Annotated in this window: 15 protein-coding genes; 9 read left to right on the top strand and 6 right to left on the bottom strand. The window is 54.3% G+C overall.

The genetic code is table 11. The annotated features are described in order from the left end of the window. Positions 1–222 precede the first annotated feature (222 nt). Both AYI87_RS10570 and AYI87_RS10565 read left to right on the top strand, forming a co-directional pair. The gene (locus AYI87_RS10570) at positions 223–1,791 is read left to right on the top strand and encodes a sensor domain-containing diguanylate cyclase (RefSeq protein ID WP_144201919.1); all 1,569 of its coding nucleotides are present in this window, start codon (positions 223–225) and stop codon (positions 1,789–1,791) included. Between the two features lie 224 nt (positions 1,792–2,015). After that, complete coding sequence (locus AYI87_RS10565; RefSeq protein ID WP_144201917.1) at positions 2,016–4,202, top strand: OsmC domain/YcaO domain-containing protein; 2,187 nt, start codon at positions 2,016–2,018, stop codon at positions 4,200–4,202. 109 nt (positions 4,203–4,311) lie between these two features. Here the strand turns inward: AYI87_RS10565 and AYI87_RS10560 are convergent, their stop codons facing one another. Then, complete coding sequence (locus AYI87_RS10560; RefSeq protein WP_144201915.1) at positions 4,312–4,797, bottom strand: hypothetical protein; 486 nt, start codon at positions 4,795–4,797, stop codon at positions 4,312–4,314. 215 nt (positions 4,798–5,012) lie between these two features. Here AYI87_RS10560 and AYI87_RS10555 point away from each other — a divergent pair, with 215 nt between their 5' ends. The 3 genes from AYI87_RS10555 to AYI87_RS10545 all read left to right on the top strand — a co-directional run bounded on the left by AYI87_RS10555 (position 5,013) and on the right by AYI87_RS10545 (position 7,557). After that, on the top strand, positions 5,013–6,365 hold the full coding sequence (locus AYI87_RS10555) for a phosphatase PAP2 family protein (protein ID WP_260865120.1): 1,353 nt from the start codon (positions 5,013–5,015) through the stop codon (positions 6,363–6,365). A gap of 234 nt (positions 6,366–6,599) precedes the next feature. Next, on the top strand, positions 6,600–6,845 hold the full coding sequence (locus tag AYI87_RS10550) for a hypothetical protein (protein ID WP_144201911.1): 246 nt from the start codon (positions 6,600–6,602) through the stop codon (positions 6,843–6,845). A 241-nt stretch (positions 6,846–7,086) separates the two neighbouring features. After that, positions 7,087–7,557 carry a cupin domain-containing protein gene (locus AYI87_RS10545; RefSeq protein WP_144201909.1) on the top strand — a complete coding sequence of 157 codons (471 nt, stop codon included), beginning with the start codon at positions 7,087–7,089 and terminating at the stop codon, positions 7,555–7,557. Between the two features lie 146 nt (positions 7,558–7,703). On the opposite strand, the gene AYI87_RS10540 is transcribed toward AYI87_RS10545, so the two are convergent. The 4 genes from AYI87_RS10540 to AYI87_RS10525 form a co-directional block, all read right to left on the bottom strand. Next, positions 7,704–9,149, bottom strand: a complete 1,446-nt coding sequence (locus AYI87_RS10540; protein ID WP_144201907.1) for a phospholipase D-like domain-containing protein — start codon at positions 9,147–9,149, stop codon at positions 7,704–7,706. A 660-nt stretch (positions 9,150–9,809) separates the two neighbouring features. Continuing rightward, entirely contained in the window at positions 9,810–10,112 is a 303-nt protein-coding gene (locus AYI87_RS10535) for a DUF1840 domain-containing protein (protein ID WP_144201905.1), read from the bottom strand. A gap of 181 nt (positions 10,113–10,293) precedes the next feature. Continuing rightward, entirely contained in the window at positions 10,294–11,964 is a 1,671-nt protein-coding gene (locus tag AYI87_RS10530; protein WP_144201903.1) for an amidohydrolase, read from the bottom strand. A gap of 136 nt (positions 11,965–12,100) precedes the next feature. Further along, on the bottom strand, positions 12,101–13,189 hold the full coding sequence (locus tag AYI87_RS10525; RefSeq protein ID WP_144201901.1) for a sensor domain-containing diguanylate cyclase: 1,089 nt from the start codon (positions 13,187–13,189) through the stop codon (positions 12,101–12,103). 244 nt (positions 13,190–13,433) lie between these two features. Here AYI87_RS10525 and AYI87_RS10520 point away from each other — a divergent pair, with 244 nt between their 5' ends. Next, entirely contained in the window at positions 13,434–14,114 is a 681-nt protein-coding gene (locus AYI87_RS10520; RefSeq protein ID WP_144201899.1) for an energy-coupling factor ABC transporter permease, read from the top strand. A 226-nt stretch (positions 14,115–14,340) separates the two neighbouring features. After that, positions 14,341–15,978, top strand: coding sequence for an endonuclease (locus AYI87_RS10515; RefSeq protein ID WP_144201897.1), 1,638 nt, complete (start codon positions 14,341–14,343; stop codon positions 15,976–15,978). 66 nt (positions 15,979–16,044) lie between these two features. On the opposite strand, the gene AYI87_RS10510 is transcribed toward AYI87_RS10515, so the two are convergent. Then, complete coding sequence (locus AYI87_RS10510; protein WP_144201895.1) at positions 16,045–16,572, bottom strand: acyloxyacyl hydrolase; 528 nt, start codon at positions 16,570–16,572, stop codon at positions 16,045–16,047. Between the two features lie 297 nt (positions 16,573–16,869). Here AYI87_RS10510 and AYI87_RS10505 point away from each other — a divergent pair, with 297 nt between their 5' ends. Both AYI87_RS10505 and AYI87_RS10500 read left to right on the top strand, forming a co-directional pair. After that, the gene (locus AYI87_RS10505) at positions 16,870–17,892 is read left to right on the top strand and encodes a M14 family zinc carboxypeptidase (protein ID WP_144201893.1); all 1,023 of its coding nucleotides are present in this window, start codon (positions 16,870–16,872) and stop codon (positions 17,890–17,892) included. Further along, positions 17,889–18,665, top strand: coding sequence for an alpha/beta fold hydrolase (locus tag AYI87_RS10500; protein ID WP_144201891.1), 777 nt, complete (start codon positions 17,889–17,891; stop codon positions 18,663–18,665). Before AYI87_RS10505 ends, AYI87_RS10500 begins: the two co-directional genes overlap by 4 nt. Positions 18,666–18,699: the final 34 nt, after the last annotated feature.

Raw genomic sequence — 18,699 nt, 5'->3', positions numbered from 1 at the left:
GCCTGCCAATTTGTCCTTACCTTCACCTTAACGTTATCTTGCTCAAGGTCAACTCGGCTAATTGTTCGATTCTTATATATAGTTAGCAAAAGCTTAATTTAATAGTTAGTTTTTAGTACAAGGTTAAGGTTTTGAAAGGCAAGGTAATTTATACTGTGTCGGAATTAGGCCTGCTCGGCTGGCCGTCTTAATGAATCTGGATGAGTAAAACATATCGCCATTATGGATAGAGATGCCTCTCAGGAAGTTAACCTGACCTACGCTAAATACAAGAAGAGCATGGTGTATTCACTGCTACTCCTGCTATTCCTGTCTGCCGTACTGGCAATTGTCTATCTGATGACTAGCAGCAATATCTCCCGCGAACGAGAGATGCGCCAATATGCCGAGCTTGGCAACATGCAGGCGAGCCTGCTGGCCGAGCTTAATATCGTCGGTACTGACCTGGCTTATTATGCTCACAGCGAACTGGCCGTCTCGACCCTGGAGGAGAAAGATCCTAAGGCCAAGCGCTATCTCACCTCGCTGATGTTCCAAATTGGTAATCTCTATAAACATTATGATCAGCTCCGCCTGCTCGATGATAAAGGCGATGAGGTGATTCGTATCGACCAGCAGCGGGATAACAGCCTCTACCTGGTGCCGGACCAGGCCTTACAGAATAAGGCGGACCGTTACTATTTCCGTGAGCTTACCGGGCTAAAACCCGAAGAGATCTACGCCTCGCCGTTCGATCTCAATGTGGAGCACGGTGAGGTAGAGCAGCCCCTCAAGCCCACCATACGTTTTGCCACGCCCATCTACAGCAAGGCGGGGGATTTTATCGGCGCCGGTGTGATCAACTATAAGGGTAAAGATCTTTTGCAGATCATCGACGATTTGAATGTGCATGAAGGTGACAAGGTTTACCTGCTGAACGGCAAAGGTTTCTATCTCAAGGGAGAGCAGGCCGACAAGGAGTGGCGTTTCATGTTCCCCGAACGTGAGCAGCTGGGCTTTGACAGTGACTACCCTACAGCCTGGCGTCGCATGCAGCAGTCGGAGCTGGGCAAGGTGGTGACCGACGATGGCGAGTACTATTTCAGCCGCTTCAAGTTGGCGCCCCATTCACTGTTTAACATAGTGGATAAGGAGAGCGCCTATCTGGTGATGTTCGTGCCCGAGACTACGATTGAGGCCGCTCAGCAGAATCTCAACAAAAGCGCCATTTTTGCATTTTTGTTGGTGTCACCCATGTTTATCTTCCTGGCCTATAAATTGGCTGGCGCTCAGGTTGAGCAGCAACGCCTGTTTAGTCAGCTTACCTTCGATGCCCGCCACGATGCCCTGACTGGCCTGTATAACCGCAGCGCCATCATAGAGTATCTGGGTAAGAGCATCAGCCGCAGCCGACGCCAAAAGGCGCAGCTGGCGGTGAGCTTCATCGACGTGAATGATCTGAAGAAGACCAATGATCTGCACGGTCATGAGGCGGGGGACGATCTACTCAAGGGCGTGGCCAGTGTGATCAACATGTCGATCCGTGACGGTGACTTTGCCGCCCGCATCGGTGGCGATGAGTTTCTTATCGTCTTCGTGGACTGCGACGGCAGCTGCGCCAACGAGATCATGGAGCGGATCCAGGCCGCCTATGGCGTCATGGGGCTTGGCAAGACGGGGAAGGAGTGGAGCCTGAGCTTCGGCTGCACCCAGCTGCTGCACGAGACCGATGATGTGGACAGTATCATAGAGCGGGCCGACAGCCTGATGTATGAACACAAGACGGGGCAGAAGAACCAGCTGCTGCCTTAATCCGCTCTCCCTAACGATTTCTCTAACTTGCTCTATTCTCTAATTTGATCTCTTGGGTGGCGCAGCTTCTTCGCCGCCCTGATGGTTAATTCGGCTCATTTGGCCTTTTTCGGCAATTAACCCAAGACTAATGGGGCAAAAACACCGATAATTCCCCTCAATTGTCTCATTTTCAAATAAAGCATGCTGGCCCACGGGTACAGGCGCGCAGTGGAAACCACCCCATGGAAATCAAAGTTAATTTTCTCGATAACCTAAGACTCGAAGCCAAGTTCGACGATTTTACCGTCACCGCCGATCAGCCGATCCGCTACAAGGGTGATGGCTCGGCGCCTAGCCCCTTTGATTATTTCCTGGCGTCGTCGGCCTTGTGTGCGGCCTATTTCGTAAAGGTCTACTGTAAGGCGCGCGATATCTCGACCGACAACATTCGTCTGTCTCAGAACAATATCGTCGATCCGGAAGATCGCTATAACCAGATCTTCCAGATCCAGGTCGAGCTGCCCGACGATATCTCAGACAAAGATCGCGAGGGGATCCTGCGCTCCATCGACCGTTGTACCGTGAAGAAGGTGGTGCAGACAGGCCCAGAATTTAAGATTGAGACGGTAGAAAACCTCGACGCCGATGCCAACGCCATGTTGATGGGCCAGCCAGGTGGCGACAGCAGCACCTATATTCTGGGTAAAGATCTGCCGCTTGAGCAGACTATCGCCAACATGACGGAGATCCTGGCCGGACTCGGGATGAAGATAGAGATCTCCTCCTGGCGTAACATAGTGCCCAACGTCTGGTCGCTGCATATTCGTGATGCGGCTTCGCCCATGTGCTTCACCAATGGTAAAGGCGCGAGCAAGGAGAGTGCCCTCTGTTCGGCCCTGGGCGAGTTTATAGAGCGTCTGAACTGCAACTTCTTCTACAACGATCAGTTCTTCGGCCTGGATATCGCAAATAGCGAGTTTGTGCACTACCCCAACGAGAAGTGGTTCGCCCTCACCGATGACGACTCGCTGCCTGAAGGCATGCTGGATGACTACAGCCTGGAGATCTATAACCCGGATGGCGAGCTTTGCGGCTCGCATCTGATCGATACCAACTCGGGCAACATAGATCGCGGCATCTGCACCATACCTTACAAGCGCCGCTCGGACGGTGAGACCGTCTATTTCCCATCGAATCTGATTGAGAACCTGTTCCTCAGTAACGGCATGAGTGCGGGCAACAACCTGCAGGAGGCCGAGGTACAGTGTTTGTCGGAGATCTTCGAGCGCGCGGTGAAGCGTCAGATCATCGAGCAGGAGATAGTGCTACCCGATGTGCCTATGGCCGTGCTGGAGAAGTACCCTAGTATTCTTGCCGGTATCAAGGGACTCGAGGAGCAAGGCTTCCCTGTAGTAGTGAGAGATGCCTCCCTGGGCGGTCAATTCCCCGTGATGTGTGTGACCCTGATGAACCCTAAGACAGGCGGCGTGTTCGCCTCTTTCGGTGCGCACCCAAGCTTCGAGGTGGCGCTGGAGCGCAGCCTGACCGAGCTGTTGCAGGGCCGCAGCTTCGAGGGTCTTAACGATGTGCCTAAGCCGACCTTTAACAGCATGGCGGTGAGCGAGCCGGAGAACTTCGTCGAGCACTTTATCGACTCGACCGGGGTGATCTCCTGGCGCTTCTTCAGCAACAAGGCGGACTATGCGTTCTGTGAGTGGGACTTCTCCGGCACCAACGAGGAGGAGGCCAAGGGGCTGTTTGGCATCCTAGAGAGCCTGGGCAAGGAGGTCTATGTCGCCGAGTTTGAAGAGCTTGGCGCGTCTGCCTGTCGCATCCTGGTGCCAGATTACTCTGAGGTTTATCCTGTGGACGACCTCATCTGGGACAACACCAACAAGGCGCTGGACTATCGTGAAGATATCCTCAACCTGCACAGACTGAGCGATGATGAGCTTGCCGATCTGGTCAATCGTCTGGAAGAGAGTCAGCTGGATAACTACACGGATATCCGCACCCTGATCGGCATCGTCTTCGACGAAAACACCGTCTGGGGACAGCTAACCATTATCGAGCTGAAGATCCTCATCTATCTGGCGTTGGGCGCACACGAAGAGGCGCTGGAGCTGGTGGAAGACTTCCTGCAGTTCAACGACAACACGGTTCAGCGCGGCCTCTTCTACCAGGCGATGAGCGCGGTGCTCGAGGTGACTCTGGATGAGGAGCTCGAGCTTGAACACTTCATCGGTAACTTTACCCGCATGTTTGGTGAAGAGGTGATGGCTCAGGTGGTTGGTTCGGTGAACGGCGAAGTGCGCTTCTCAGGCCTTACCGAGACCAGCATGGCACTGGAAGGGATAGAGCCACATCTGCGTCTCATCGAGAGCTACAAGAAGCTGCATCAGGCTCGTAAAATTAAAGCCGGACTTTAATCTTTAGTACTGTGCGTTACAGATAGCGAGTTAAAAAAGCGAGCCTTGGTGCTCGCTTTTTTGTGCTTGCTGTTTGGTGCTCGCTTTTGGGTGTCGGTTAGCCGAGTGGTTAGCCGTTAGCCCTGGCGCAGGCGGCTGCCTTTTGCTGCTGCACCTCTGGGCTCTTGTCTTGCATCGCCTTGAGGATCAAATCGTTACAGCGTTTCTGCGCTCTTTGCTGCTCGCTGCGCAAGCTTGGCTCGCCTATGTGGGCGATCATCGGCTTATAGCTGAGGGAGGCGTTACAGTACATGGTCGACAGGCGTCTGCCGTGCGGATTGAGATCGTCACGCCTGGAGAGCTGCTTACATAGACTGGTAAACATGCGCTTGGCCTTGCGGGTGCAGTAGGCATATTGGGTGACGTCTTGTTTGATGTCGGCGCAGACGCTCTGATCCCGGATACGCCATAGCTGATGTTGAAAGCCGACGGCCGTGTCTTCATACACCAGACGCTGGCTGACAAGGCGGGTGTTGGCGGCATCTTCATAGCTGGCGACAATGTTGCTGCTGACCATTTCCAGATAGGCGGCAAACAGCTGGGAGATAGGGTCCATGACTCGTCCTTAAGTGGTTAACCTTAGCCATTTCCTTGCTAAGGGCTTTTGTGATCAGATACTTGGCCTATGAATTAGGCGGCGACATTTTAAGCGATTTTGCGCCTCAGGGCTAGTGATTAGCCACAGGATTAAGCATTTGCATCTACACTTTGGGCAAGTATCTGCTTTGCCGGGAGTCAGCTATGTCAATCAAAGCTTTGCGATTAAAAGCTATGCAATTAAAAGCCACGCCATTAAAAGCCATGCCATTAAAAGCCAAGCGACTACAAGCCTGTGCTGTGTTGGGAACGAGCCTGAGCTTCGCCGCTATGGCGGCGCCCTATAACGCCATCAATGAGTCGATAGACGATGGTTTTGTCGAGGCCGGAGATATATTGGTGATTGCCATTCCGGCGACCGGATACCTGGCGTCCTGGCTCTATGATGACTTCGAGGGGGCTAAACAGCTGACCTTCTCTGTGCTGACGACACAACTGATTGTCGAGGCCACCAAGAGCACTGTGGGGCGCTATCGACCCAACTCAAATGTGGCGGGTGGAAGTTATAAGTCTTTTCCCTCTGGCCATTCCGCCGGGGCCTTCTCTGGCGCCGCCTTTCTGCAGTCGCGATATGGCAGCCGCTGGGGGATCCCCGCCTATCTGGGGGCCGGTGTAGTGGCCGCCAGTCGGGTGCATGGCAGACGGCACTACGCCGATGATGTGCTCGGTGGTGCGGGCATTGCCATCCTGGTGAACCAGTATTTCGTCGAGCGCTACGATAACCAAGGTTTGGCGGTGTCCCTCTTTCCCAATGATGAAGGCGGGCTGCAATTTAATCTCTCTATGCCCCTGGATGGGCCCCTGAATGGCCGAGCTGGCCCGCGCGCCGAGAAGCGTGCTCAGCCTGCGGTTCATGGCCCCAAGCGTCACCGCTTTGCCGTTAATCTCGGCTTTAACATGACAGATTCTCTGGGTATGGCAGGGGCGAAAGATCTGCTGCCAGATAGTCAGCTGGTGGACGATCATCAGCCGTTTTCCTATCTCTTGTACGAGTACTTAGACTCAAGTAAGACCTCGCTACAACTCGAACTTTCGCCTAACGAGACACGCCTGTTTGGCACCCTCTCGGGGGAGTTCGAGCTGGATGGTAAGCAGTATCAGGATGGTGACACCCTCTATCTGGCTTTCAAGCAGTGGAGCCTGGGGTCGCAATATTTCTATCGCTTCGCGCCCCAGGGGGATTGGCACTTCAAGTTGGGTGGCGGTCTATATGCCTATTGGGTCGAGCTGGAGGTGGACTATCTGACCGGCGGTCAGTATGCCGATGAGGGTAGCCTGGAGGTCATGCCCTCTATCGAAGGGCGAACCCGTTATCATATCGGTGGAGGGCTGTCGGCCGATGCCATGGGACGTTTTCAGGCCTGGTCCGGTAATCAACTGGTCGCAGCGGAAGCCGGGCTAAGCTATGCCTTGGGAGAGGAGTGGGTGATGGGACTCAAGTATGCCTACTCAGAGGCCAAATGGGATGCGCTTAATATGGAGTATCAGACGGACTCCATAGTGCTTACGGTCGAGAATCGCTTTTAGCCTGCTATACGCAGATGGCGGCCGAGTTGAACCAGAACGCAAGGTTTTATGCTTGTCTGTTTAGGGGGCATCTCGCAGTGTGGATGAAGTTTCAATCTCGCAAGCCTTGTTGGTAGAAGCTGTTTGGTCTGGGAAAGCCTGGGGCTATGGGTTCACATCTTGGGCCACTCAGGGTAGAGTACGCGACATTGAGTAAGGCCCGTTTGCGGGCGGATGAAGATGAGAAGCAAAGTCATGAGTGATGATAAAACGGTTATCGACAACCTGGATGATCTTGCCAGTTTCCTGTTGGCGGTAGAAAACGGCGGCCTGGGACTGGAAGGGGTCGAAGGGGTTGGGATGGCGACCAATAACGCCGATGGCCGCCATTTTGTGGCCGTGTTCGACAAGAATCATAAACTCCTGCATGCCCGTTGGATCACAGATGAAGTGTTCGAGCAGGGCAAAGAGATGGTGCGTCACGGCGTCTCTAAGCACTGAGTTGCGAAACACTAAAGATAAGAAAAGCCCAAGGCATAATGCTCTGGGCTTTTTTATTTAGGCTATGATGCGACGTGCTTGTCTAGTTGCTTAGCTCGAGTCACAGCATGGCGCATCAAGCTAGGTTAGAGTGCTAGGCCATTGACTTAGGAGCTATGACTTGAAGCCAATGACTAGGGCCATTAACTCAAGGCCATGAATCCTAAAGCCGGGTCGATTAGAACATGAAGAGGGAGAAGTTATGCAGCGCGCGGAAGATTTCATCAATGCATTGCAGTTAGAGCAACATGTGGAAGGAGGCTATTATCGCTCCTCCTACCGGGCGGAAGAGGCCTTCGATGACAGGCGTCAGCTGTGGACCAGCATCTATTTCCTGCTGCGCACCGGCGAGGTGTCCCATTTTCATCGCCTGACCGCCGACGAGATGTGGTATTTCCATGGCGGCGAGCCACTGACCATCTATATGATCGATGGGGAGGGTGAGCTGACTACGGCTGAGCTGGGGCTGGACGTGGCCGCAGGTCAACGGCCGCAGTTTCTGGTGCCTAAAGGCTGTATCTTCGGCTCGGCCATGAATAACCCTGGCTTTTCCCTGGTGGGCTGCATGGTGTCGCCTGGTTTTACCTTCGAGGACTTCGAGCTGTTCGAGCGCCAGCCGCTGCTGGACACCTATCCACAGCATAAGGCGATTATCGAGCGTCTGACCCGTTAACCCTTTGGGCGGCGTTTGCAGATGATTTTTACGGCGTCACCGCCTAGGAACGTCTGCCAAAACAAACGGTAAAGTTACAAAGTCCCTTAAGAAAGAATAAAAAAGGGCGGCCCAAATAGGCCGCCCTTTTATGTTTTAGCGAGTGACTACTTGCTCTGCCACTGAACGATATAGTCTTTCAGATCTATCATAGCGGCGTTACCCACGTAAGACACTGCGGCCAGGGCATCCATGTCGGCAATCGGCCTGGCGGCGATGATATTGTTGGCGGCTGTCTTGTTCATAGCCGCGTCGATATCCAGCTCGGTCAGGGTCGCGTTGTTGACGATATCCAGTACCACACCCACTTCGCTGGCGCTAAAGAAGACGCCTTCCCAGGTGCCTTCCTGATAGGCAGGCTTGGCGCAATCTGTGCCATTGCCAGCTACGCAATAGGTGTAGCTGAAGTGTCCCTCAAACTCGGCGGCGGTCTCGGCGTCGTGGATAACCACTATGTTTTCGTCGTTACCAAAGGCTGCGGCGCCACTGATATTGTGGGACCCCGTCAGTACCAAATCGTCGATAATCATGTACTTATGATGAAACTTATCGCCACCATTTAACTTGGCTACACGCACATCGGCAGGGTTTTCCCAGATGTTGTTGGCGGCGCCAGTGTAGCTGTCCACCTCGATATTGCCTGAGGTGTTAGGCTTCTCTATGCCCAACATATCCTGAAATTCAGAGTAGTAGCGAGAGAAGAAAGACGCATCGCCCAGGCCCTGTACCTCGACGCCGGCATCGTGTCTCAGCTCCATCTCATCGGCCACATCCTGGGCGCTAATAACAAACTGCGCCAGATGAATGCGATCCTGGGCATTACGAATATATTGCTGCATGTTGTACAGAGTCGAGCCTACGTAGACGCTTGGCGACTGCGGGGTGAACTGCACATCGATGCGGATATTGTCGTTGTTGGTGTAGACGGTCTCCAGCTGGTGATCAGGCTTACCCAGGCCAAAGAGTGAGTCTTTGGCGCCGCCCTGACCGTCACCCCACATCAGGTTGAACTGGTGGGTGTAGACACTTGCTAGCTGGTTAGAGTCGATGATAACGATATGATTATCATTGCCTTCGCTGATCAGGTTGCCCTGGGCATCCAGGTCGCCATGCACGCCGGACTGACTAAAGTTGGTGCTGCCGGTGAGCACCTTCTTGCCGTCGACGACAATGAATTTGTTGTGCTGGATCTTGGAGCCTGCGCTACCGTTTTCGGTATCGTCGATCCAGGGGACGCCGCCTTGATTTAAGATGGCGATGGCCTGGTCATTCTCGCCGGCGATGTTGTCTTCGTCGGTGACAAACTTCACATCGACGCCGCGTTGTTTGGCGGCCACCATGGCGTTGGCGATACCGGGCAGGTCGAGATCATAGATTGCCATGTACAAGGTACTATTGGCGGAATCGATAAGCTGGATAATTTTCTGTTCAAGGTCGGCTTGAACGGCCGGTGGATTGACCACGTGATTAAAGTAAACTTCAACATCATCGGCATAGCTCATTGACGAAGCTAGCGATAACAACAACCCCATACTCAGTTTATTAATTTTCATGTTTTACCTTATTTTTATAATAAAAGTGTAAATCGAAAATGAGTAATCTGAATCCAATTTTCATTGTAGGTTTTAGCTACGTTTAACCATCCTTAGTTTAAAAACTCGACAGCATACTAACAGCCTATTATGACAATTAGTAGGTGTTATTTAACAAAAGTTATACAAATGTCTCAGTTTTTGTACATTTTAAAAATATGCGTGTCATCTGTTAGTTATGCAGTGTGGTGAATAAATTTTGCTCAGTTATTCGACTAAAATGACTAATCATTCTGTTGTGATTGTTTTGCTTTAAAAACAGCTAAATAAGTAGAATGGCTCTTGCCTGTGGTTAAGCTGTGGCAGTGAGTTTGGGAAGTTTTAGGTAAATGAGTTATAACTGATTAATATTATTTTGTTTAAGTTTTCAATGGTGCTTTTTTATTTGGATGGGTTTTACTTGTTGATTAGTTGTTAATTGATTTGTGTTGGAAACAGGCGGGATATATAGGATTGTTTTGTCGGCGAGATTTTGAATAAAAATAACCTGGATTTCTGAGGCGGAAATAAAGAGTTCATGAATATAGTAAAAAGTATAAAATCGGTTCGGTAAGAGACATTCACGCTCGATAACTGATATTCACGAGCCGATTTTATGTGTGCCTATTTTCGTATTACAGATTATTCCCACATCACGTTGTCATTATTCTTGGCCGCCGACTCGAATAACTCGATGAGGGGCAGCGCTCTTTGTCTCAGGCTCACATAGGGGCCCTTTTCATCTTCGTCATCTTCTGTTTGTGGGGGCTGAGTTGGTGCATTGGCGACCGCCTGTTGCAGGCGGGCGAGGGCGGCAGGAACCTCTTCGGCGCGAATCGCCCCCGGCACCGAGGTGCTATGGCCGAGTATCTTCAGGAAGGTCTGGGCCACATCGCCAAACAGGGTGATGTTGGCATAGTGCTTGGTTTTAAAGGTGACTAGCATGTTGCGACTCCTTGGTGTGCGCCGGGACTATGACTTGGCTTGCGATAGCCTGTGGATCAAATTATAACCTATTGTCTATTAAACGTTTTGTATTTAGACAGTAAAAAAGCCCGATCATCGAACCGGGCTTTTTGCTACGTCTTGCTAGTGGGCTTATATCCATCTAGCATAGGGCTTATCGTTACTGGGCATCCTTGATGTCGAACACCTTCTTGCTGTTAACCCAGGTCTGGTTCACCTGAGTTTGCCATAGTTGCTGCGGGTCCATGGTGAAGGGGTCGTCTTTTAAAAGGATGAAGTCGGCCTTCATGCCGGGCAGCAGTTCGCCTATCTGGGTTTCCTGATGGGCGGCGTAGGCGGCGTCATGGGTAAAGCTATTTAGTGCCTCGATGAGGCTCATCTTCTCGCCGGGATACCAGCCCTGCTCGGGCTTATTGGCGTGATCCTGGCGGGTGATCGAGGCGTGTAGGCCAAAGAAGGGATTGGCCGACTCGATGGGAAAGTCTGAACCTGCGGCGATCACCGCGCCGCTATCCAATAGGCTACGCCAGGCGTAGGCGCCCTTGATCCGCTGGGGGCCGACCCTGTCTTCGGCCATGTTCATGTCGCTGGTGGCGTGGGTTGCTTGCATGGAGGCGATCACCCCAAGCTCGGCAAACCTGGGAATGTCGCTCAGTTGCAGTATCTGGGCGTGCTCGACCCTGTGTCTCAGCGCCCTGGTGTGGGTCTTGGCGATTAGACTCTGGTAATCATCCAGCACCAGCTTGTTGGCACGATCGCCTATGGCATGGGTGTTCACCTGAAATCCCGCCTGCATCGACTTCAGCATCAAGGCCTTCAGCTCATCTTCCTTGTAGAGCAGCAGTCCCTTATGGCCGTGCAGATCCGAGTAGTCCTGTAGCAGGGCGGCGCCGCGGCTGCCCAGAGCGCCATCGGCGGAGATCTTCACGCTGCTGATATCCAGCATGCTGCCAGGATGGCGATAGGGGCCCTTGGCCAGGGTCTTGTCGAACTGACTATCGTCGGCGGCGACCATGGCGTAGATGCGGATCGGCATCTGCTTATCGTCCGCCAGCTGGCGGTAGGCGGCGAGGGTATCGTGACCGACACCGGCATCGTGCACGCTGGTGAGGCCGAGCCGGGCGAGATCTGTCATGGCCGCACGTAGCACGCGGGCCTGCTCCGCCTGGGTCAGGGCTGGGATCTGCTGTTCGATAAGCGCCATGGCATTGTCGATAAACACGCCGCTGGGTTGCCCCTTATCGTCGCGGATGATCTCGCCGCCGCTGGGGGCCTGGGTGTCGCCATTGATGCCCGCTAGCTTCATGGCGGCGCTGTTGGCCCAGCCAGCATGGCCATCGACCCGTCTAAGCCACACGGGCGTGTCGGGAAAGGCCTTATCCAAGGCTTTGGCGGTGGGGAAGCTTTTCTCTGGCCAGAGCACCTGGTTCCAGCCTCGGCCCAGCACCCAGTTAAGATCCCTGTTTTGCTTTCTAAAGGCGTGAACTCTCGCTACGGCGGCCTGTTCAGACTCGCTACCCTTGAGATCGACCCGGATCAGATTTAGCCCCCAACCGAGCACGTGACCGTGGGCATCGATGAGTCCAGGTAACATGGTCTGCCCCTTGGCATCGATCACCTTGACGTTAGTGGATTGCGTTTGCAGCTCACTCGGCGGCTGCTGGTAGATCTTCTCTATCTTGTCGTCACTAAAGGCGATGGCGCTAAACTGGGTCAGCTTTCCCTGCTCCAGGGTGTAGCCCTTGAGGTTATGGATTAGGGTGGTTTGCGCCAGAGCGCTGGCGGAAAACAGGAGGCCAATGGCGAGACTTACTTTAGTTAGGGTATTCATATTATTGGTTTTTTAGGGTGTTATTGGATTCATACTAGCAGCTTAGTCGCCGCAGGCAAACTAGCCATAGGTAGTGGCTGGCACGTGCCAGGACTGTCTGAGCTAAAGCAGCAATAGCGGCCTTAATTGCTGATGTTTAGTCGTTAACGGCGCAGATGTGAGGGCTGGCGGCTTCGGCCACGACCCGGTTGCGGCCCGTGTGTTTGGCTTGGTAGAGGGCGTTATCGGCGCGGTTGACCAGGGTCTTGATGGTGTCATCTTCTCTGAGCTGGGCGGCCCCCAGGCTGATGGTGAGAGACTGGCCATCAAACTTCTGTGCGGCGATATCCTGGCGTAGCTGTTCGGCCACGGCGACACAGATTGAGAGTGAGGTATCGGGCAGCAGGATCACGAACTCTTCGCCGCCCCAGCGGGCCAGAAAATCTCCCTCACGGCAGAGGCTCCTGAGGCTGTCGGCCAGCTGGATCAGCACGCGATCGCCGGTCAGGTGGCCGTGGGCGTCATTTATCTGCTTGAAGTAATCCACATCCAGAATCAGCAGGCTAAAGGGGGTCTGCCGGTGACGGCTCTGCAGCACACACTCCTCGATCGTGATGTCGAGTTTCTCTCTGTTGTAGAGGCCGGTGAGCTTGTCGGTCTCCGCCAGTTTCTGGATCTTGGCGTTGCGCTCGCCCAGTTGACGATAGGCCGAGGAGCGGGTGCCCTCGTAGAAACGAAACAGCAAGATATGGGCAATGGATACCTCGATGACATTGAACAGGGCGCCCATGCCGAAGGTGACGGGCTTGGCCTCCTGGATCTGGCCATAGACTATGTAGGCGCAAACCCCGAAGGCGATTAGAGAGACCAGGCTACCTCGTTGCCGTCCGAGGAGGAAGAAGGCGAACGGCGGGATCAGGGTTGCCCAATAGAGAGAGTGGGCATAGCCGCCCACAGAGGTGACGAACAGCAGGATCAATCCGGTGACCATCAGGGTCACTGCCCAGGAGGCGAGGTTGACGTTGGCGGTGCGGTTGAAGAAGGCCAGAATCGATAGGGAAAGCACGAAGCCGCTGGCATCCAGGGTGGCGTACTCATAGCTCTCGAAATAGAAGATGTTGAGCAGGGTGAGCACCAGGAAGAAGCTGCTGCTGAGCAGCAGGGTATGGCCGATCAAACGGGTGCGCCAATAGTCTCTGTGGCCCGGTGGATATTGGGCAAAGTCTTTGTACCAGTACTTTAGCATGATGTCCCTTTCCTCACTGCGTCAGAGGATTATTACCCAAAATTAAGTAGATTAACAGTGGCTTATATCGTGGTGGTTTTTCGGTTGGTTTTCGCCAGTCCTCACTCCTGACTAGCCAAGGATTGATGACGCCCCGTTAGGGTCTATGCTAGGGTGAGCGCCAAGGGGAAGCGGTTTAGCGAAAGATATTAGCGGACATTTGCGCTAAGCGGGCCGCTAGGATTTTGATGGGGTTAGAAAGGCGATGACGGCATTCTTGCTACAAAGATGGAGTGAGATAAATTGGCAATTTGGCGGTGCTCAGCTGCTGACCATGGCCGTGCTGGCACTCTGGCTTTGGGCCATCTGGCCGGTCGAGGATGTGAAGGCGCTACTTAAGGATAAGGCGCTGCAGACCCGCTTGCTACTGGCCATCTTCTTCGTCAATGCCCTCTGGCTTATCGACGCCAGCATCACCCCGGGGATTCATGCCCACTTTCTCGGCCTGGTGACTCTGATGCTGATGTTTGGTTGGCGCCTGGCTACCCTGGCGCTGCTGTTGCCGGTCGCCTTCTTCGCCACCTTCATGCTCAAGTTGCCGCTGGATTTTGCCACCTATGGCCTGGTGGCCATCGCCTTGCCGCTGTTTCTCAGCTATGTGGTCTACAGTCAGGTGTTTAAGTATCTGCCGCACCATCTGTTCGTCTACATCTTCTGCGGCGCCTTCATGAATGCCTTCCTCTGCATAGTGTTTCACATACTCAGCTGGTCGATCTGGCTCTACCTGACGACCGACTATGACTGGGCCTATCTGACAGATAACTATCTGCTGCTGATCCCGCTGCTGGCCTTCCCCGAGGCGCTGCTCAATGGCATGGCGGTGACCCTGATGGTGGTCTATCGTCCCGAATGGCTCTATGACTACTCGGACAGAACCTATTTCTAAGCACCTGCTGTAAAAGCACCTGTTGTAAAAATCCCGCGAGAACTGCCTGTTAGCTTGATTTTAATCAAAGGTTATCAAGATGATGGTTTAAATGTTTCAATTTGTAACCTTGGGGCGTTAGTATGCCTCCTTGTGCTCCCCGAAGGGATTTGCCTTCGTGGCGTACGGGGTCAGCCCAGGCCTTAGGCCGGGCTCAATAATAAAAATACTAGAGTGAAAATTTACGATGGATATGTATAAGTTATCAACGGCTGCGTTAGTGGCTGGCCTGGCTTTCAATGCCAATGCCAATCTGCTGATCAGCGAAGTGTTATACGATGCGCCTAACAATGACAGCGTCGAAGAGTATGTCGAGCTGTATAACGCCGGCTGCAGCAGTGTCGACTTGAGTCAGTACCAGCTCAGCGACAACGGCAGCAGCTATGCCTTGCAGGGTACGCTCGCCCCTGGCGCCTACTATACGGTAGCAGTCAACCAGGCGGGTTTCTACAGCCTGTTCAACACCAATCCAGATCAATCTCCCATGTCGTTAACCCTAGGCAACTCGGGTGACTTCGTGCGTCTGTCGAAGGGCAGCGAAGAGGTGGATCTGGTCGCCTGGGAAGGGGGCCTGAGTGGTTGGTCGCTAAACGTACGCGACGTCTCCCTGGCGCGTACAACAGTGATAAACACTAAGTCGCAGGCCGACTGGAGCGCCATGGACAACGCCGGCACGCCGGGCACGGGTAGCCTGGATAGCTGTGACACCTCCGCTGGTGGCAGCGACAATCAGCTGGGCAATGGTCAGCCAAAGTCTAACCTTAGCGCGACCAAGGGGCAGACCCTCAGCTACCTGTTCGACCTGCCCCAAGGGGCGAGCGATGTGGTGGTCACCATGAGTGGCGGCACCGGGGATGCCGACCTCTATCTGCGTCAGGGCAGTGAGCCTACATTGTCTGAATATGACTGCGCCCCTTATCTTACCGGCAATAACGAGCAGTGCAGCGTCACCACGCCTGTGGTCGGGCGTTACTATGTGAACATCACTGCCTATGAGGCCTTTAGTGGCGTGTCGCTCAGCCTAAGTTATAACGTGGCGAGTGGCGGCGATGGCTCCGGCACTGGTACTGGGACTGGCGGTGACGGCTCGGCCGGCGACAATGGTGATTATGTCTACACCAGCTACTATGGTGATGCGATAGGCAAAAGCGGAGCGGCGCTAAAGGCCAGCCTGAATGGGATCATCAAGGGCCATACCCGCTTCAGCTATAGCCAAGTGTGGGATGGACTCAACTATGCCGATGAAGACCCGGCCAACAGCAACAATGTGATCTTGCTGTACTCGGGCCGCTCTGAGCCTAAGACGAATCGGGCCGGATTGAGTACCTCACTCGATGCCTGGAACAGAGAACACGTCTGGGCCAAGAGCCATGGCTTCCCTAGCAGCAGTCAGTACGCCTATACCGATCTGCATCACCTGCGTCCGGCAGATGTTACGGTGAACAGCAGCCGCAGCAACAAAGACTTTGCCGCCGGCGGCAATGAGATCTCTGAGGCGCCGGGCAACTTCACTGATGCCGACAGCTTCGAGCCGCGCGATGAGGTGAAGGGCGATGTGGCGCGTATGGTGTTCTATATGGATGTCAGGTATGAGGGCAACGATGCCAGCGGCACGCCGGATCTCAGCGTGGTGAGCGGGGTTACCGGTAATGGCGAGCCTCTGCTTGGGGATCTCTGTACCCTGTATCGCTGGCACCAGCAAGATCCGGTCAGCGACTGGGAGCGCCGCCGCAACAACCGAGTGTTCGAGTGGCAGAAGAACCGTAATCCTTTCATCGATAACAGCAGTTGGGTGAGCGAAATCTACGGCGCCTCCTGCCCTTAAGCCTTAGCGTATCAGCTTGATGAAAAGCGCAGCCCTGAGGCTGCGCTTTTTTATGTCAATCAAGGACTACCAGAAATAATCATAGCTGAGACCGACCACGTTGAAGCCATCGTTCTCGCTGGCGAGGTTGGCGTTTGAGTAATGGTTGAAGGCGATCCCGAGCTTGTGGTGCTTTTGCAGTATCACGCCGGCGCCTAACTTGTCTTCGAATTGCCAGTGGGAGCCCAGTCTGCGGTCAAGGTAATGCTCGCTGTCGATATAGGTGATGCCTATGCCGCCCTCGAAGTAGAGGCTGAGGCTCTCCTGGGGATATTGATAACTGAGCACAGGGATGAGTGACACGCCATGATTATCCCTCGGGGTGTAGTCTTGCCAGTAGTGGTAGGCCAGCTCCAGATTGATGCCGAGGTTGTGGCGGGTCAGCAGCTTGTCTTGCATGGGGATCGGATAGACCAGAGCGAGTCGGTGGGCCCTGGCGTTATCCGAACCATGCCATTTGGGGTTGGTTTGCCCCAGGCTATAGCTCAGGCCCCAGTCGGCGAATGCCGATAGCGGCAAGAGTGAGAGGCCCAAGATAATAAACAAATTTTTCATTGGGTTATCCTTAGAAGATGTGGCCTTGTCAGGAGATTAGCTAACGCCCTGATGCTGGCCGAAAGCCGCTAATGCAAAGCCGCTAAGATAAAGCCGCTAAGGTAGAGTCTTTAGAGCAAATCTCTTAAATAAAAGCTCTTAAATAAAAGCTCTTAAATAAAAGCGCTTAAATTAAGGTTAGTCTAAATCACTGGGCCTCTCGTTAAAGTGCCCAAATCCAGGTCTGGCGAGTGTCATCTCCCTGTCGTATTGTCAGGCTAAGTTAAGCCCATGGATAAGCAGTGTTAAGCTGGGGCAATGAGCCGGTTCTCCTTTGAGCATGCCTTCGAGATCGATACCCTAAAGCGGCTGATCGCCCAGCATCAGGCGCATTTTCGGCATCGCTCACTGCTGGACTTTTATTATCGCGGCGAGGCGCTGTCGGTGACCGCCATCGAGCTGGGGGCGCAAGAAAGCGACGCGCCCTGCGTGCTCTTTGTCGGCGGGGTGCATGGGGTCGAGCGTATTGGCGCCCAGGTGGTGCTGGCGTTTCTCGGCAGTTTGCTTAACCGCCTCGACTGGGACACGCACCTGCAGGCGCTATTAAGAAAGGTAAGGCTGGCCTTCGTCCCCATAGTGAATCCGGCGGGGTTCTTGCGCGGCAGTCGTGGCAATGGTCAGGATGTGGACCTGATGCGCAATGCTCCCATAGAGGCGCAGGAGGGAGTCACCTTCCTGGTCGGCGGGCAGCGCTTCTCCCGTCATCTGCCCTGGTATCGCGGCGAGGCGATGGCGGCGGAAACCAAGGCCTTGATAGATTATGTCACTTCGCTACAGGCGCGCAGCAGTAGCCTGCTGGCGCTGGATGCCCACTCGGGCTTCGGGCTCAGGGATCACCTCTGGTTTCCCCATGCCCACACCCGCGAGCCATTCGCCGGCATAGGTTATGTCTATCAACTGCATAAGTTGTTTGAGAAGGGCTATCCCCACCACGGCCACTATCAGCTGGCGCCCCAAAGCCATTTCTATCGCACCCACGGCGACATCTGGGATTATCTGGTGACCCAGGTTGACGGCAAGACCCCCTTCGTACCGCTAACCTTAGAGATGGGGTCATGGGCTTGGGTACGCAAGAATCCGCGACAGCTGTTTAACTTTCCCGGCTACTTCAATCCTCAGGCGCCCCACAGACACCACAGGATCTTGCGCCGTCACGTGGTGCTGATGCAGTTTCTGCTCGACGCCGCCTACGGCAGGGTGCTGGAACGCCTCTCGCCATCCGAGCTGTCAATGCTCACCGCCGAGGGGCAGCGGTTTTGGTTTAATCGAGGCAAGAGATGACCACTTGGGTAATGCTTAGGGGCTTGATGCGCGACGAACGCCACTGGCAGGGCTTTGTCGAGCGCCTGATTGCTGCCGGCGAGCGGGTGATCACTGTGGATCTGCCCGGTAATGGTCGCCTGGCATCTGAGCTGAGCCCCACGAGTATAGAGGCCTATTGCGACAGCGTCTGGGGCCAGGTATTACCCCATATCAATCCCTTTAGGGGCAAGTCTGTGGTGTTGATTGGCCTCTCCATGGGGGGGATGACGGCGCTGGCCCTGGCCAGTCGCTATCCGGATCGCGTTCGTCAGGTGGTGCTGCTTAACAGCAGCGCCGCCAATCTCTCCCCCTGGTATCGCCGTTTTCGTCTGCTCCCCTTGCTGAGGGCGATGTTAGGCGGAGTGCGCCTCAAGCTGACAAAGCTGGGCAGGGGCCTCAGCCTGGTGGAGGCCTGCGTACTGCAATACACCAGCCTGTATCATGGCGACAACCTGCCGCTGATCGCCAACTGGAGCCGCTGGCGCGATGAGCGCCATACCAGTCTTTGCAACGGCGTTCGTCAGCTTATCGCCTGCGCCCGCTTTCAGGCGCCGCCGCTGTCGAGTATTCCTGTGACGGTTATCTGCGCCGCCGAGGATCGTCTGGCCGATCCCCGCTGCAGCCGCGCCCTGGCCAGCTTCTACCATACCCAGGCGCTGATGTTACCCAATTGCGGCCACGATATCAGCCTGGACGCCCCCGAGGCGCTGCTGGCCTGCCTAAAGGCGAACATCAAGGATGATGGCGGCTAATCGTCACATTAATGTTGTCTAACTGTCATCTGCA

The organism is Shewanella sp. KCT (genome assembly GCF_007636505.1).
GTDB classification, from domain to species: Bacteria; Pseudomonadota; Gammaproteobacteria; order Enterobacterales; family Shewanellaceae; genus Shewanella; species Shewanella halotolerans.
Note: the sequence above shows the minus strand (reverse complement) of the source record. Positions and strands in the feature narration are given on the sequence as shown.